17 protein-coding genes and 1 pseudogene are annotated in these 13635 nt (G+C 41.7%); 1 reads left to right on the forward strand and 17 read right to left on the reverse strand.

The genetic code is table 11. From position 1 onward, the window contains the following. The 16 genes and pseudogenes from KUA57_RS09595 to KUA57_RS05285 form a co-directional block, all read right to left on the reverse strand. Positions 1 to 182 (reverse strand): annotated as a pseudogene (locus tag KUA57_RS09595) (hypothetical protein); the annotation flags it as partial. Next, positions 182 to 1060: a phosphate ABC transporter substrate-binding protein PstS family protein gene (locus KUA57_RS05215; RefSeq protein ID WP_049486872.1), complete on the reverse strand. Its 879-nt coding sequence runs from the start codon at positions 1058 to 1060 to the stop codon at positions 182 to 184. The pseudogene KUA57_RS09595 and the gene KUA57_RS05215, both read right to left, overlap by 1 nt. A 327-nt stretch (positions 1061 to 1387) precedes the next feature. Continuing rightward, on the reverse strand, positions 1388 to 2692 hold the full coding sequence (locus KUA57_RS05220; RefSeq protein ID WP_218493779.1) for an RsmB/NOP family class I SAM-dependent RNA methyltransferase: 1305 nt from the start codon (positions 2690 to 2692) through the stop codon (positions 1388 to 1390). After that, positions 2693 to 3466 carry an inositol monophosphatase family protein gene (locus KUA57_RS05225; protein WP_218493780.1) on the reverse strand — a complete coding sequence of 258 codons (774 nt, stop codon included), beginning with the start codon at positions 3464 to 3466 and terminating at the stop codon, positions 2693 to 2695. Beyond that, on the reverse strand, positions 3456 to 3734 hold the full coding sequence (locus KUA57_RS05230) for a UPF0223 family protein (protein WP_001041977.1): 279 nt from the start codon (positions 3732 to 3734) through the stop codon (positions 3456 to 3458). The genes KUA57_RS05225 and KUA57_RS05230 overlap by 11 nt, the downstream gene beginning before the upstream one ends. Continuing rightward, the gene (locus KUA57_RS05235) at positions 3734 to 4135 is read right to left on the reverse strand and encodes a Spx/MgsR family RNA polymerase-binding regulatory protein (protein ID WP_000631254.1); all 402 of its coding nucleotides are present in this window, start codon (positions 4133 to 4135) and stop codon (positions 3734 to 3736) included. Before KUA57_RS05235 ends, KUA57_RS05230 begins: the two co-directional genes overlap by 1 nt. A gap of 211 nt (positions 4136 to 4346) precedes the next feature. Beyond that, on the reverse strand, positions 4347 to 4964 hold the full coding sequence (locus KUA57_RS05240) for a TIGR01906 family membrane protein (RefSeq protein WP_218493781.1): 618 nt from the start codon (positions 4962 to 4964) through the stop codon (positions 4347 to 4349). Then, positions 4954 to 5727, reverse strand: coding sequence for a TIGR01457 family HAD-type hydrolase (locus KUA57_RS05245; RefSeq protein WP_049487855.1), 774 nt, complete (start codon positions 5725 to 5727; stop codon positions 4954 to 4956). The genes KUA57_RS05240 and KUA57_RS05245 overlap by 11 nt, the downstream gene beginning before the upstream one ends. A gap of 8 nt (positions 5728 to 5735) precedes the next feature. Next, positions 5736 to 6473 carry an acyl-[acyl-carrier-protein] thioesterase gene (locus KUA57_RS05250; protein WP_218493782.1) on the reverse strand — a complete coding sequence of 246 codons (738 nt, stop codon included), beginning with the start codon at positions 6471 to 6473 and terminating at the stop codon, positions 5736 to 5738. A gap of 4 nt (positions 6474 to 6477) precedes the next feature. Beyond that, the gene (gene hemW, locus KUA57_RS05255) at positions 6478 to 7608 is read right to left on the reverse strand and encodes a radical SAM family heme chaperone HemW (RefSeq protein ID WP_218493783.1); all 1131 of its coding nucleotides are present in this window, start codon (positions 7606 to 7608) and stop codon (positions 6478 to 6480) included. An 83-nt stretch (positions 7609 to 7691) separates the two neighbouring features. Next, complete coding sequence (locus KUA57_RS05260) at positions 7692 to 8081, reverse strand: YtxH domain-containing protein (protein ID WP_000517381.1); 390 nt, start codon at positions 8079 to 8081, stop codon at positions 7692 to 7694. Between the two features lie 15 nt (positions 8082 to 8096). After that, positions 8097 to 8480, reverse strand: a complete 384-nt coding sequence (locus KUA57_RS05265; protein ID WP_042750944.1) for a DUF948 domain-containing protein — start codon at positions 8478 to 8480, stop codon at positions 8097 to 8099. Next, entirely contained in the window at positions 8481 to 9269 is a 789-nt protein-coding gene (gene lgt, locus KUA57_RS05270) for a prolipoprotein diacylglyceryl transferase (RefSeq protein ID WP_218493784.1), read from the reverse strand. Then, on the reverse strand, positions 9262 to 10197 hold the full coding sequence (gene hprK, locus KUA57_RS05275; RefSeq protein WP_000115152.1) for an HPr(Ser) kinase/phosphatase: 936 nt from the start codon (positions 10195 to 10197) through the stop codon (positions 9262 to 9264). The genes lgt and hprK overlap by 8 nt, the downstream gene beginning before the upstream one ends. 282 nt (positions 10198 to 10479) lie before the next feature. Continuing rightward, positions 10480 to 10656, reverse strand: coding sequence for a 30S ribosomal protein S21 (gene rpsU, locus KUA57_RS05280; RefSeq protein WP_000048054.1), 177 nt, complete (start codon positions 10654 to 10656; stop codon positions 10480 to 10482). Between the two features lie 150 nt (positions 10657 to 10806). Continuing rightward, positions 10807 to 11514: a glucosamine-6-phosphate deaminase gene (locus tag KUA57_RS05285; protein ID WP_218493785.1), complete on the reverse strand. Its 708-nt coding sequence runs from the start codon at positions 11512 to 11514 to the stop codon at positions 10807 to 10809. A gap of 150 nt (positions 11515 to 11664) precedes the next feature. On the opposite strand from KUA57_RS05285, the gene queA reads away from it, so the two are divergent. Beyond that, the gene (gene queA / locus KUA57_RS05290) at positions 11665 to 12693 is read left to right on the forward strand and encodes a tRNA preQ1(34) S-adenosylmethionine ribosyltransferase-isomerase QueA (RefSeq protein WP_218493828.1); all 1029 of its coding nucleotides are present in this window, start codon (positions 11665 to 11667) and stop codon (positions 12691 to 12693) included. Between the two features lie 79 nt (positions 12694 to 12772). On the opposite strand, the gene KUA57_RS05295 is transcribed toward queA, so the two are convergent. Next, positions 12773 to 13633 carry a YihY/virulence factor BrkB family protein gene (locus KUA57_RS05295; protein WP_218493786.1) on the reverse strand — a complete coding sequence of 287 codons (861 nt, stop codon included), beginning with the start codon at positions 13631 to 13633 and terminating at the stop codon, positions 12773 to 12775. Between the last annotated feature and the right edge of the window lie 2 nt (positions 13634 to 13635).

Here is a 13635-nt window from a genome sequence, read left to right on the forward strand (position 1 = left end):
ATCAAGTCACCCAAGTAGAAAAATCCTGTGTAGTCACTAGCACGCGCAGCCTGCTGCATACTGTGGGTCACGATGATAACAATCAAAGACAGACAAGCAAAGGTCAAGCCTTTTCCTAATTTCTCTAGACGAGAGTTCTTTGAGGGAGAAAGTAATTTTTTAGCTAATTCTTCTTGATTCATTAGTGACTCCCTTCTAGTGCTGTCACCGTTCCGACAGCATCTTTTTCAACCTTCATTTCCTTGACAGAAATATAGCCCATTCCCTTAACGATTCCGCTTTGCGCTTCATCTGAGAGGACGAAGTTGAGGAATTCTGCCACCAATTCATTTGGTTGGCCTAGGGTGTACATGTGTTCATAAGACCACAAAGGCCAGTTATTGCTTGTAACATTTTCTGCAATCGGCTCATAGCCATTCAACTTCATGCGTTTAACCGAGTCATCCACATAGGCAAAGGCTAGGTAAGAAATGGCTCCTGGTGTCTGAGAAACAATGTTTTTAACCATCCCATTTGAATCCTGTTCTTGACTCTGCACGGCAGATTGACCATCCATGATAACACTATCAAAGGTTGCACGTGAACCTGAACTTGCCGCGCGGTTGATAATGGAAATGGCTAGGTCTTTCCCACCGACTTCTTTCCAGTTGGTCACTTGACCTGTGAAGATGCTACGGAGTTGTTCAGTTGTCAGATTTTCAACATCAACTTCTTTGTTTACAATGACTGCCAAGCCCGCTACGGCTACCTTATGGTCCACTAGAGCGGATGCGTTGATACCGTCTTTTTCCTCGGCAAATACGTCTGAATTTCCTACATCAACGGCTCCAGACTGAACCTGAGACAGACCTGTACCAGATCCGCCACCTTGGACGTTAACTGTTTTTCCAATGTGCATAGAGCCAAATTCATCTGCTGCTGCTTCGACCAAGGGCTGAAGAGCCGTTGAGCCAACAGCTGTCATGGATTCCCCACGATCAATCCAGCTAGCACATCCCGCCAAAGAACCTGCCAGCAAAAGAGCTGCAAGGGATAGAGCGAGTTTTTTCCTTTTTTTCACTGTTTTTCTCCTTGAAAATAATGGTGAATGCTGTGAATTTTTTCAACTATTTATTTATGTTTTTCTTTTTTAAAATTGGGAGCCAACTAAAGTTCTTATACTCAATGAAAATCAAAGAGCAAACTAGGAAACTAGCCGCAGGCTGTACTTGAGTACGGCAAGGCGATGTTGACGCGGTTTGAATTTGATTTTCGAAGAGTATTAGCTTGGTTTAACTAGAAATTTGCTTAGTTACCATCTCCACCAATTTTGACTTAAAATGAAAGACAATTTGAAAAAAATCCATACTTCCACTATAACATAGACAAGCTACTTTGACTAGCATTTTCACTTGAATCTTAGGCCTTTTGGAAAATAATTTTTCAAAACATTTCCCGTCACCTTAGCAAAGCCCAACCCATTGCCTTGAACCAAAACTTGGTACCAACCATTTGGCAGACTTTCTGCCAGCTGAACGGTTTCTCCAGCGGCATACTTTACAAATTTCTCTTGGTCAATTTCAACCGACTGCTTGACCTGACTCGGTTTCAAGGCTAGACCAAGAGCGAAACTGGGTTCAAAGCGTTTCTTCTTAAAGGTACCCAGATGCAGGCCATTCCTAGCAATCTTGAGTTTCTCTAAATCTGGCAAAAGTTCTGGCAAGAGATAAAGCTGGTCTCCAAAAGTCTGCAAGATACCCAGTAGATTAACCTTCAGGTGGTTTTGGGTAAATTCCTGCCACAAGGAAACTTGTTCTCGGCTGAGGTTGCTCTTACTTGCCTTAAATTTAGGAGCTGGATTGTCACCTTTAAATTGCAAATGGGCTACAAATTGCCCCTCTCCCTTAAAATGATGTGGGTACATACGAGCCGTTTCTGGCAGGTCAATACCAGCTACCATTCCATTGATATGCTCTACTGGCAACAAATCAAAATCATACTCCTCCAGCAACCAATTGACAATCTCTTCGTTTTCCTCAGGTGCCCAGGTACAGGTTGAATAAACCAAACGACCACCTTCAGCTAGCATGGTTACTGCATCTTCCAGAATTTCTCTTTGCAAGTTAGCGCATTGACTCGGATAATCTAAGCTCCAATAGTCCATAGCATCTGGTTGCTTACGGAACATCCCTTCCCCTGAGCAAGGGGCATCAAGGACAATGAGGTCAAAATAGCCCTTAAAAACCTTGGCCAAGTGGTCAGCAGATTCATTGGTCACCACGACATTTGTCGCTCCAAAGCGCTCCATGTTTTCTACTAAAATCTTAGCCCGTTTGCTTGAAATTTCATTGGAAACAAGGAGACCCTCCCCTGCTAGATAGGCTGCCAGCTGAGTTGATTTTCCACCCGGTGCAGCTGCCAAGTCCAAAACCTTCATACCAGGACTGGGCTGGGCTACCTGAGCCACCATCTGGGCAGCAGGTTCTTGCGAATAAACTAAACCAGTGGCATGCTCAGGCGATTTCCCTGAAACCTTCCCATAATGTCCCCAAGGAGTTTGAGGAATGGCATTAGGAAAGGAAACTGGCGCTTCTTTTAAAGGATTGACCCGAAAAGCCGAAACCGCTTCCTCCTCAAAAGAGGCAAGAAAATCTCTTGCCTCATCTCCTAGTATCTCTTCATATTTTTCAACAAATCCTTCTGGAAATTGCATTTAAGTTCTTTTCCTTTCGTAAATATAGGACTGAATTTCCTCCTGCATCTCAAGAGGTAGCATCATGACCGGCTGTCTGGTTTGAAAATCAAGCGCTTGACCAGATAGGGTCACAACCCGATAGCCCAGACTTTCCCCTAAAATACTAGCCGCAGCATAATCCCATGGTTGCAGATAAGTGACATAGGTCAACAAACGCCCTGACAAAATCTTGGCAAAACTAATGGCCGCACTCCCATAGACTCGAACACCAAGCACAGCTCGACCCAAATCAGCCAGCCCCCATTCGTTGGTTTCCAACATACCACTATTCCCTGCAATGAGGAAATCTCCAAGTGGTTTTACTTTAAAGGGAGCTAGGAGCTGATCATTTCGACAGACTGGAAACTTACCACCACCGTGATAACAATCCCCTTTGACCACATCATAAATCAGACCAAACTGTCCCTGACCATTTTCAAAATAAGCCATCATAACAGCAAAATCTTCCTGCTGGGCTACAAAATTATTGGTCCCATCAATGGGATCAATGACCCAAACCCTGCCCTCTTGAACCGAGGCTCGCAGACAACCTTCTTCAGCACAAATCTTATCTTCAGGATAACGAGACAAAATCTCACCAACCAATAGCTCCTGAACTTCCTTGTCCAGTTTGGTCACCAAATCTGTTGGAGAGGACTTGGTTTCAACACGCAAGTCTTCCTGCATATGGTCAAGTATGTACTGGCCCGCTCTCTTAACAAGCTCTTTGGCAAATTCAAATTTACTTTCCAAGAGAAATCTTCCCTTCCCCTTTTTCCTTGGCAGTCTGAACTGCTCGGTAAAGCGAATAGCCACTAACTGTTTCAAATTCTCGTCCCAAACGTTTCTCTTCGCTCTTACTTGGCACGACCGCTTTGAATCCCTTATAGGAGTCCAGTAACTTTTTAGCCTCCACCTTGCCTTCATAGGCAGCTTCAACATCATTAAAAAAAGAAAGCACTGAAGCAAGTTCTTCAGTGCTCCACGACAAATCTAGTGGGTAACTATACTGTTTGTTCATTAACTAATACCAGCTCTCATTCTTGCTTCTTTTAGTTCTTGCTTACGGTAACTACGAGGGAGAAAAGCACGAATCTCATCTTCATTAAAACCAATTTGCATACGTTTGGCATCAATAATAATTGGACGACGCAAAAGACTAGGATACTGCTCAATCAAATGAAGCAATTCCGATACTGAAATACTCTCTACATCAATATCTAATTTTTGAAAAATTTTTGAACGAGTTGAAATGATGTCATCAGTACCATTTTCGGTCAAGGAAAGAATGTGTTGCAATTCTTTTCTCGTTAAAGGACTAGTCATAATATTGTGCTCCTCAAAGGGCACCTTATGTTTTTCTAACCAGGCCTTCGCCTTACGACATGAAGTACAGCTCGGTGATAGAAATAGTGTAATCATGCTTTTCTCTTCTTATCTATACTTTGCTAATTCTATTATACAAAAAAATAAAGCGCTTGACTAGGGATTTTTAGAAAAAAAGCCTATTTTTTCAAGAAAAATAGACTGTTTGCGAACGATTAACCCTTTTTGGATTTGATTAATTCATTCTTGACAATAGTTTCGAATCACATACCTAATTGATTTATGCAAAATAAGAATATCTTTAGTATTATTTCCTATGACTTTTCAGGTACAGAAAACCAAAGAAGCTTTCATAGAGGGCAAAAAAGAGGATGAAGGCATGAAGGAAAAAGGTCTCTGGCAAAATCATAATAACAGGATCCTTGGCTGGATCAAAAAGCCAGGTATCATCTCCCACAAAGAGAATTTGATGAAAAAGGGTAAAGAATTGATCAAAACCAATCAAGACTCCCCCAAGACCAATCAGCACAGGCAAGACTACTAGAGTCAAAAGCCCCTTACTGAATAAAGATAAAAAGCCCTTTTTCACAATCCCTTTGACAAAGAAATAGAAACTTGGCAGGGTAACTAGAGCAACCAGCTGAACTAGGTGAAAGAGGTCCTTGACCACTGCAAAGTGATGCAGACCAGCTGCTGACGAACGAAAATCAGGCATCTCTAAGACTTGACTAAAAGGATTGGTCAGATAATTCATCAAAATATGAAAGTTGTATTGAATAGTTTCTGGTTTTAGATAAACTCGATCCGTCAAGTTCAGCCACTCAATCTCCAAAGGATAAAAAATCCAAGCCAAATAAATGGTCAAAAGGATTGAGAGGGAGAGTAGAAAGAGCATAGAGCCCCAAAAGGTTAATTTAGTTTTCATCAAAATCCCACTCCGCAAGACTAGAAACCACATGAGTCGGTGCGATTGGTAGGTCTGCTACTTCTTCCGCCTTGGTAAAACCTGTTGTCACCAAGAGCGTTGGAATGCCATTGTCAATCCCTGCTCGGATATCTGTTAAATAGTTGTCCCCGACCATGATTAACTCTTCACGTTCCAAACCTAAGTGCTCAACCGCCTTATCCATAATGATGGCATTTGGTTTTCCAATATAAACAGGCTTCACTCGTGTTGCTACTTCAAGCAGGGTAATCAGTGAACCAGCACCTGGCAAAAGACCGCGTTCTGTCGGGATGTTGAGGTCAGGGTTGGTTCCGATAAAGTGAGCACCCTTTTGGATAGCTAGAGTTGCTGTCGCAAATTTTTCATAGTCGACTTGCCAGTCCAGACCTACTACCACATAGGCAGGATTATCCTTGTCTTCCACATAACCAGCTGCCTTGATGGCTTCCTTGAGCCCTGCTTCTCCGATGACATAGACGGTCTTTTCAAGCCCCAAGTCGTTCATATAGTCGATCGTTGCCAAAGTCGCTGTGTAGACAGTCGATAGGGGCGTATCGATATTAAAATTCTGAGCCAACATCTCTTGAACACTCTCTGGAGTGCGGGTTGTATTGTTTGTTACAAAAAGATAGGGGATATTCCGCTTTTGCAATTCATGGACAAAAGCTTCTCCTGCTGGAATTCGATCTTTCCCCTTATAAATTGTTCCGTCTAAATCAATTAAATAGCCTTTATATTTCATATTTTTCTCTAATCCTTCTTCATTTCTTGCCAAGTGATAATTGCTTGGGCATTGGTAGCCCCATCACTTGTAATCTCATGCTTGGTTTCCAGTCCAGTTCGTTCAACAGCCGATGTAATCACCCCACCTGGTCGAACTTCCTTGACATACTTGAGATTGATTTTCTTGGGAATATATTGGGTCAAAAAATCCGCTCCCATGACCTCAAAAATCCAGTCCAAGTATTTACTGTTATTGACATGACCATTCATATCCAAATCGTAAAAACGGACATGGTAATCCTTGCTGATTGATTCGTTCAAGGACTCATACTTTGGCCCGCGGATAAGTTTTTTATCAAAATCAGACTGGTAAGGAGCCACAATCTCGGGTTCGACAGCTTGGACTTTTCGACTATCTCGATCCATGAGAACAAAGGTCACCATCATGTGGATAAGGTCCTGTCCCGCTTCATCATAAATGGTAAAGCGACGGTAGCAAAAAAGTCGATTATAGCTCAAAGCTTCCGTTTCGATGGTAATTTCTTCCGCAAAACGAGGCAAACGAACCACCTCAATATCATAGTCTGTGATAATCCAGACCAGATTATGCTCTTCCAAAATAGTCTTATCACTAACTCCCAGTTCAATCGACTGCATCCCTGAAACTTGCAGAGACAGTAAAATCACATCTGGGAGTTTGATATGACCGTTCATATCAGCCATATCAAAAGGAATTTTCATTTTCATTTGATAAGTTAAGCCCATCATCCTACTCCAAAATAAATCGTTCTGCTACAGTGTCTCCTAAAAAGAGACCTCTCTTTGTCATGCGCACGCGGTCACCCTCTATTTGCATGAGACCTTGTTGAACCAAGTCCTTGACAATTTCTCCATAAAGTCCATCAAAAGACCGCCCAAATTTTTCCTCAAATCGCGCCATGGAGACTCCTGATTTCTTGCGGAGTCCCAAGAACATTTCTTCTTCCATTTGCTCTTTTTGACTCAGGTGCTCTTCTGTGATACGTGCATTGCCTTCCTCAACTGCACTGAGATAATGACGAATCGGACCATGATTTTTATAGCGCACTCCGTTGACATAACCAGAGGCCCCAGCACCGATGCCATAGTATTCAGCATTGTCCCAGTACATGAGATTATGGCGACTTTCAAAACCAGGCTTTGAGAAATTGGAAATCTCATAATGCTCAAAACCAGCTCGCTCCAGCTCTGCGATGATATATTCAAACATCTCAGCTTCCACTTCCTCCTTAGGCAGAGGCAACTTCCCTCGTCGCATACGGTTCATAAAGACCGTATGATTTTCCAAAATCAAGCTATACAAACTCATATGAGGAATATCCAGCCCAATAGCCTTAGCCACATTTTCCTTGACCTGCTCCATGGTCTGACCAGGCAGTGCATAAATCAAATCGATGGAGATATTGTCAAAACCAGCCAGTTTCAGACGGTCGATATTTTCATAAATATCCTTCTCCAAATGACTGCGCCCAATCTTTTTCAGCATCTTGTCATCAAAGGTCTGCACACCTAGCGAAACACGGTTGACAGCCGAGTTTTTCAAAACAGCAATCTTATCCGCATCCAAGTCGCCTGGATTAGCCTCAATAGTCAACTCTTCTAAAACAGACAGGTCCAAGTTTTTAGTCAATCCCTTCAATAACACCTCCAGTTGCGAAGCTGACAAAGCTGTCGGTGTGCCACCACCGATGTAGAGGGTTCGCAACTTTTGAATATCATAAGATTGAAACTCTTCTAACAGATGTTCCAAATAACTATCTACCGGCTGATTCTTGATAAAAACTTTTGAAAAGTCACAATAATAACAAATCTGGGTACAAAATGGGATGTGCACATAGGCTGACGTTGGTTTTTTCTGCATAGTAATTATTATACCACAAAGACACGCTACGAGAAAAAAATCACCATCCCCAGACACATAGTCCGTCCAGAGATGGTGATGGTTTATTCTTCTGTTATGTCAATAACAATCTCTTCTGATTCATCAAGAGTTTCGGCCTTTTCTTGCCATTGCTCCTTGAGATTATTGAATCGATCTTTTGATGCTTCTGTCGCTTGGCGAGCACATGATTTGGCTTGAGCAAGTACACTGTCCACAGTGATTTCACCTGACTCAACCTGTTCTTTGGTTTTAAGAACAAAATCTGTAGCCTGCTCCTTAACTTCTGTCAGTTTTTCACAGACCTGCTCCTTGGCATACTCAGGATCTTCTCTCAAATCATCTAGAAAATCTTGAGCCTGACTGCAAACTTGTTTGCCCTTGTCGCTTGTTAAAAACAAGGCAAGAGCTGCACCTGAAACGGTTCCTAAAAGGATTGAGGATAGTTTACCCATAAGGATTCTCCTTTTTTATTTTTTGAAAAATTTACTTGCAAGACGAAGAGCTGACAAACTTGCACCAGTCTTAAATGTTTTTGAACCAGCTGATGAAGCTTTCTTACTCAATACACGCGCATGGTCATTGAGATCTGAAACAGATAGAGATAAATCTGCAACAGCACTAAAGAGTGGATCAATCGTTGCCACCTTGACATTGATATCATCTGCCAAGACATTGACCTTAGCCAGCAATTCATTGGTATGATGCAAGGTCACATCTACATCTGAAGTTAAGGTTTTAATCGTCTTCTCTGTTTCATCGATAACACGTCCAAGCTTTTGTACAGTAATGATTAAATACACTAAAAATACAATCAAAGCAAGGGCTACAAGAATATATGCAACTTCTAACATTTAATTTTCCTCCTCTGTAACATAGTAAGGGGCCTTCTTACGATTTTGATAAAGAATGATAAAAATACCCAATCCGATAAGAACAACTGAAAGCCATTGAGATACTCGAAGTCCAAAGAACATGAGGCTATCTGTCCGCATACCTTCGATGACCATGCGACCGAAACCATACCAAATCAAGTAGAAAGCAGTAATATGACCTCGTCTGAGGCTCTTCCATTTTCGTCTAAAAATCAGAATCAAGGCAAAGCCAAGTAGATTCCATAGAGATTCATAAAGGAAGGTCGGTTGACGGTAGCTCCCCTCAATATACATCTGGTCACGAATAAAGCCAGGTAGATAATCCAGATTATCCACTGCTGCACCATAAGCTTCTTGGTTAAAGAAATTACCCCAGCGGCCTAGACTTTGGGCAATCATGACGCTAGGTGCCGCAATATCTAGAAAATCCCAAGTATTGATGAGTTTACGATCAGCAAAGATATAGAGGACAAGAGCCCCAGTTATCAAACCACCGTAAATGGCCAAACCACCATTCCAAATGGCAAAAATCTCTCCTAAATTCTGACTATAGTAATCAAAACGGAAAATAACATAGTAGAGACGAGCTCCTAAAATAGCCAAGGGAAAGGCTACCAAGATAAAATCTAAAATATCGTCTGGTATGATTTTCTTTCTAGGCGCTTCTTTCATGGTCAAATAAACCGCAAGAATCAAGCCTGTCACAATACACAAGGCATACCAACGAATGGCTATAGGGCCTAGATGAATAGCAATTGGATCAAGCATTAGGCACCTCGTTCTGAGCAATGAGATTTGTCAAGCGTTCTTCGAACAAACGAGTCGCATCAAAGCCCATTTCCTTGGCACGATAATTCATGGCAGCAGCCTCAATCACGACAGAGATATTCCGACCTGTTTTAACTGGAATACGGATACGAGGAATGCCTACGCCAGAAATTTCTATTTCTTCAGCATTGTTTCCAAGACGATCAAAAGTCTTATGCGTATCGTAATTTTCCAAGTAAACAGCCAGCTGGACTTGTGAAGAATCCTTGACCGCACTCGCACCGTAGAGGCTCATAACATCGATAATCCCAACCCCACGAATTTCAATCAAGTGTTTCAAGATTTCAGCTGGTTCACCCCAAAGAGTAATCTCATCCTTGGCAAAGATATCGACACGGTCATCTGCTACCAAGCGGTGACCACGTTTGACAAGCTCTAAACCTGTTTCACTCTTACCGATACCGCTATCTCCCTGAATCAAGACACCCATCCCATAGATATCCATCAAGACACCGTGTACACTGGTCCGTTCTGCCAAACGAGAATCCAGATAACTAGATAACTCTCCAGACAAACGACTAGTAGCTGTACGACTAGTTAAGATGGCAATCTTACATTCTCTGGCTGCCTTTAACATTTCCTCTGGAACTACCAAACCACGGGCAACAATAACCGCAGGTGTCTCAGGTAGAAACATTTTTTTCAAGACTTGGTAACGGTTGTGAGAGGACATCGAAACGAGGTAGGACCACTCCTTCATTCCCAAGAGCTGGATTCGCTCAGGCGTATAATAGTCAAAATAGCCCGTCATTTCAAGACCAGGTCGCGTAATGTCCGCGGTATTAATTTCCTTTTCAAGTAATTCTGGTTCGCCATAGACAATGTCTAGTCTAAGCTTTTCAATCACTTCTTTTACTAAAACCGACATCATTTCCTCCTTCAAATGAGTTCTTCTCTCTATTATATCAAATTGTAGGAGGATATTTCAGATTTTTGCAGGTTTTGAAGTATTTATTTATACTCAATGAAAATCAAAGAGCAAACTAGGAAACTAGTCGCAGGTTGCTCAAAACACCGTTTTGAGGTTGTAGATAAGACTGACGAAGTCAGTCACATATATAATCCAAGGCGACGTTGACGTGGTTTGAATTTGATTTTCGAAGAGTATTAAAAGAAAAAGGACTAGATTTCTCCAGCCTTTCATTTCTAATTAGAATTTTTTACGTTTACGAGCTGCTTCTGATTTACGTTTACGTTTTACAGAAGGTTTTTCATAGAATTCACGTTTGCGTGTTTCTTGAAGAGTACCAGCTTTAGTAACCGCACGTTTGAAACGACGAAGTGCGTCGTCAAGAGATTCATTCTTACGTACTACTGTTTTAGACATTTTTTTCACTCCCTTCAAGTTCAAGATCTATTCTATTTTACACGTAAAAGTAATAATTGTCAAGAAAAAATGCGGTTTAATTTTGATTTTTTCTGCCGTTTATACAGGTCTTGGAAGCATTAAATAGAAAAACTGAAGGTGGTCGCTTTTTTATTTCTCAAGTAAGCTGAGCGCTTCAGCATCTGCGATGATGGTCACATCAGGGTGATTTTGCAGGCTACTTGCTGGTAGATTCTCAGTCACTGGGCCAGACACTGTTCCGGCAATGGCTTCTGCTTTTGATTCACCGTAAGCAAAAAGAATAATAGACTTAGCATCCAAGATGTTTTTAATCCCCATTGAAATAGCTTGGGTTGGGACGTCTTCAATCTTGTCAAAGAAGCGCGCATTGGCTTCGATAGTCGACTGGTCAAGTTCTACTAGATGTGTTTGACTGTCAAATGGAGTACCAGGCTCATTAAATCCGATATGTCCATTGCGACCGATTCCCAAGATTTGGAGGTCAACTGGATGGTCAGCCAAAATTTGGTTGTAGCGTTCAACTTCTGTCTCAGCATTGTCCTTAATCCCACGAGGCAAGAAACTTTCTTTAAATGGTTTTTGGTTAAACAAGTTTTCTTGCATAAAATAACGGTAAGACTGTGGGTTGTCACCATCAAGGCCTACATACTCATCAAGGTTGACACTGGTTAGATTTGAAAAATCAAGGTCACTTTCAACAATTTCCTTGTAAAATTCAAGTGGGCTACTTCCTGTCGCAAGTCCTAGAGTTTGAGCTCCATTGGCCAATTTTTCCTTTAAAATCTCAAAAGCAACTTTTCCACCTTCGATTTGGTTTTCAACTTTAATGACTTTCATCTTTTCATCCTCCATTTTAATCTATATTTATTATATGGTATAGACCAATTTCTGTCAAGTGAAAACGATTTAATTTCTAAAAAAAGAGCGACTATACTTGAAACATGTTATAATGGATAGGATTAGAACTTAGAAAGAATGAACAGATATATGAATACAGCTGATTTTGACTTCCACTTGCCGGAGGAATTGATTGCCCAAACACCCCTTGAAAAACGGGATGCCTCTAAACTCCTCATCGTCAACCGTGAGACAGGAGAAATGCAGGATAAACACTTCCACTCTATTATTGATATGCTGGAACCTGGTGATGCCCTCGTTATGAATGACACCCGCGTTCTCCCTGCCCGCCTCTATGGTCAAAAGGAAGAAACTGGAGGCCATGTGGAACTTCTCCTTCTTAAAAATACTAGTGGAGATGAGTGGGAAGTTCTTGCTAAACCTGCCAAACGCCTCAAGGTTGGTACTCGTGTCAGCTTTGGTGATGGTCGCCTCAGCGCTGTCGTTACGGAAGAATTGACTCACGGGGGCCGCATTGTCCGCTTTGAATACCAAGGAATTTTCCTAGAAGTTTTGGAAAGTCTAGGAGAAATGCCATTACCACCTTATATCCATGAAAAATTGGATGACCGTGAACGCTATCAAACCGTTTACGCCAAGGAAAGTGGCTCTGCTGCAGCACCAACTGCTGGACTACACTTCACCAAAGAACTGCTGGCAGAAATCCAAGCTAAGGGTGTTCATCTAGTCTATCTGACTCTTCATGTCGGACTCGGAACCTTTAGACCCGTTTCAGTTGACAATCTGGACGAACACGAAATGCACTCAGAATTCTACCAACTTTCTGAGGAAGCTGCTGCCACCCTTCGATCTGTCAAGGAAAATGGAGGCCGTGTCATCGCTGTCGGAACCACTTCTATCCGCACCTTGGAAACTATTGGTTCCAAGTTTGATGGGAAAATCCAAGCAGATTCTGGCTGGACCAATATCTTTATCAAACCTGGCTATGAATGGAAGGTTGTAGATGCCTTCTCAACCAACTTCCACCTGCCAAAATCAACTCTGGTCATGTTGGTTTCTGCCTTTGCCGGCCGTGAATTAGTCTTAGACGCTTATCACCATGCCATTCAAGAACACTACCGCTTCTTCAGTTTTGGCGATGCCATGTTTATCTATTAATTTATATAATCAAAAAACGCATATTATCAAGGTTTTATAAAGCCTGATAGTATGCGTTTTGTAATGGATAAAAAATGAGTTAATTTATTCTAAAGCTCGTATCTTTCAAGCTCTGGACACTGGCATTGATCACCGCGCCGATAATCAAAATCTTAGCGATGAGAATAAACCAGAACATCATGACCACCACGACGACGGAACTGAAAAAACGCACGTCCACTAGGTGATTGACATAATTGTTAACATAGACTGAAAAGATATTGAGCAGTAAGGCCAGAGTCAGCATGACAAAAGCACTACCTGGCAATACAAAGCGAATTCGTCGGACCCTAACATTAGGCAGGAAATAATAAAGCATGACCAAGATTGCAAAAATCAAAGCATAGACCAAGGGACCTGTTAGGTCTTGCAGATAATCAAAGAGAGGACTATCCGATTTCCAGTAACTTTTGATAAGGTTGAGGAGCATGCGACCAAAGACACTGAGAAATAGAGCTAAGGCAAATAGAATCTGCAAGCCAAAACTGACAAACAAACTCATGAGCTGATGGGAAATCATCCCACGATTTTTAGCTACTCCGTAAGCTTTATTAAAGGCTTTCTGTAGGAAATTCATGGATTTTGAAAAGGTCCAGAGGGCTGATAAAACCGCAAAACTCAATAAGCCTGTTGACGGTTGGGTCAGCACTTCTGTAATAATCTTTGCCACCACATCATACATGCTTTCCGGCAAGAATTCATTGACAACCTTTAAAAAATTAGAAACTGGAATCCGAAAATAAGGGAGGATATTAACCACCACCAAAAGAAGTGGAAAAATCGAAATCAACCAATAGTAGGCTACTGCGACACTGGTTAACTCACTATCTGATGCTTGATAATAATGCAAAAAAGCTTTTACTAAAGGCTTGTCTATCAGCTCTTTCAACCACTTCTTCATGT

The organism is Streptococcus vulneris (genome assembly GCF_019218685.1).
GTDB classification, from domain to species: domain Bacteria; phylum Bacillota; class Bacilli; order Lactobacillales; family Streptococcaceae; genus Streptococcus; species Streptococcus vulneris.

What these genes read in the sequence shown, in the direction of transcription:
- KUA57_RS05220 (WP_218493779.1), bottom strand. Translation starts at nt 2,692, where the DNA reads ATGCAATTTCCAGAAGGATTTGTTGAAAAATATGAAGAGATACTAGGA.
- KUA57_RS05230 (WP_001041977.1), bottom strand. Translation starts at nt 3,734, where the DNA reads ATGAACAAACAGTATAGTTACCCACTAGATTTGTCGTGGAGCACTGAA.
- KUA57_RS05235 (WP_000631254.1), bottom strand. Translation starts at nt 4,135, where the DNA reads ATGATTACACTATTTCTATCACCGAGCTGTACTTCATGTCGTAAGGCG.
- KUA57_RS05240 (WP_218493781.1), bottom strand. Translation starts at nt 4,964, where the DNA reads ATGAAAACTAAATTAACCTTTTGGGGCTCTATGCTCTTTCTACTCTCC.
- KUA57_RS05245 (WP_049487855.1), bottom strand. Translation starts at nt 5,727, where the DNA reads ATGAAATATAAAGGCTATTTAATTGATTTAGACGGAACAATTTATAAG.
- KUA57_RS05250 (WP_218493782.1), bottom strand. Translation starts at nt 6,473, where the DNA reads ATGGGCTTAACTTATCAAATGAAAATGAAAATTCCTTTTGATATGGCT.
- hemW (WP_218493783.1), bottom strand. Translation starts at nt 7,608, where the DNA reads ATGCAGAAAAAACCAACGTCAGCCTATGTGCACATCCCATTTTGTACC.
- KUA57_RS05260 (WP_000517381.1), bottom strand. Translation starts at nt 8,081, where the DNA reads ATGGGTAAACTATCCTCAATCCTTTTAGGAACCGTTTCAGGTGCAGCT.
- KUA57_RS05265 (WP_042750944.1), bottom strand. Translation starts at nt 8,480, where the DNA reads ATGTTAGAAGTTGCATATATTCTTGTAGCCCTTGCTTTGATTGTATTT.
- lgt (WP_218493784.1), bottom strand. Translation starts at nt 9,269, where the DNA reads ATGCTTGATCCAATTGCTATTCATCTAGGCCCTATAGCCATTCGTTGG.
- hprK (WP_000115152.1), bottom strand. Translation starts at nt 10,197, where the DNA reads ATGTCGGTTTTAGTAAAAGAAGTGATTGAAAAGCTTAGACTAGACATT.
- rpsU (WP_000048054.1), bottom strand. Translation starts at nt 10,656, where the DNA reads ATGTCTAAAACAGTAGTACGTAAGAATGAATCTCTTGACGACGCACTT.
- KUA57_RS05285 (WP_218493785.1), bottom strand. Translation starts at nt 11,514, where the DNA reads ATGAAAGTCATTAAAGTTGAAAACCAAATCGAAGGTGGAAAAGTTGCT.
- queA (WP_218493828.1), top strand. Translation starts at nt 11,665, where the DNA reads ATGAATACAGCTGATTTTGACTTCCACTTGCCGGAGGAATTGATTGCC.
- KUA57_RS05295 (WP_218493786.1), bottom strand. Translation starts at nt 13,633, where the DNA reads ATGAAGAAGTGGTTGAAAGAGCTGATAGACAAGCCTTTAGTAAAAGCT.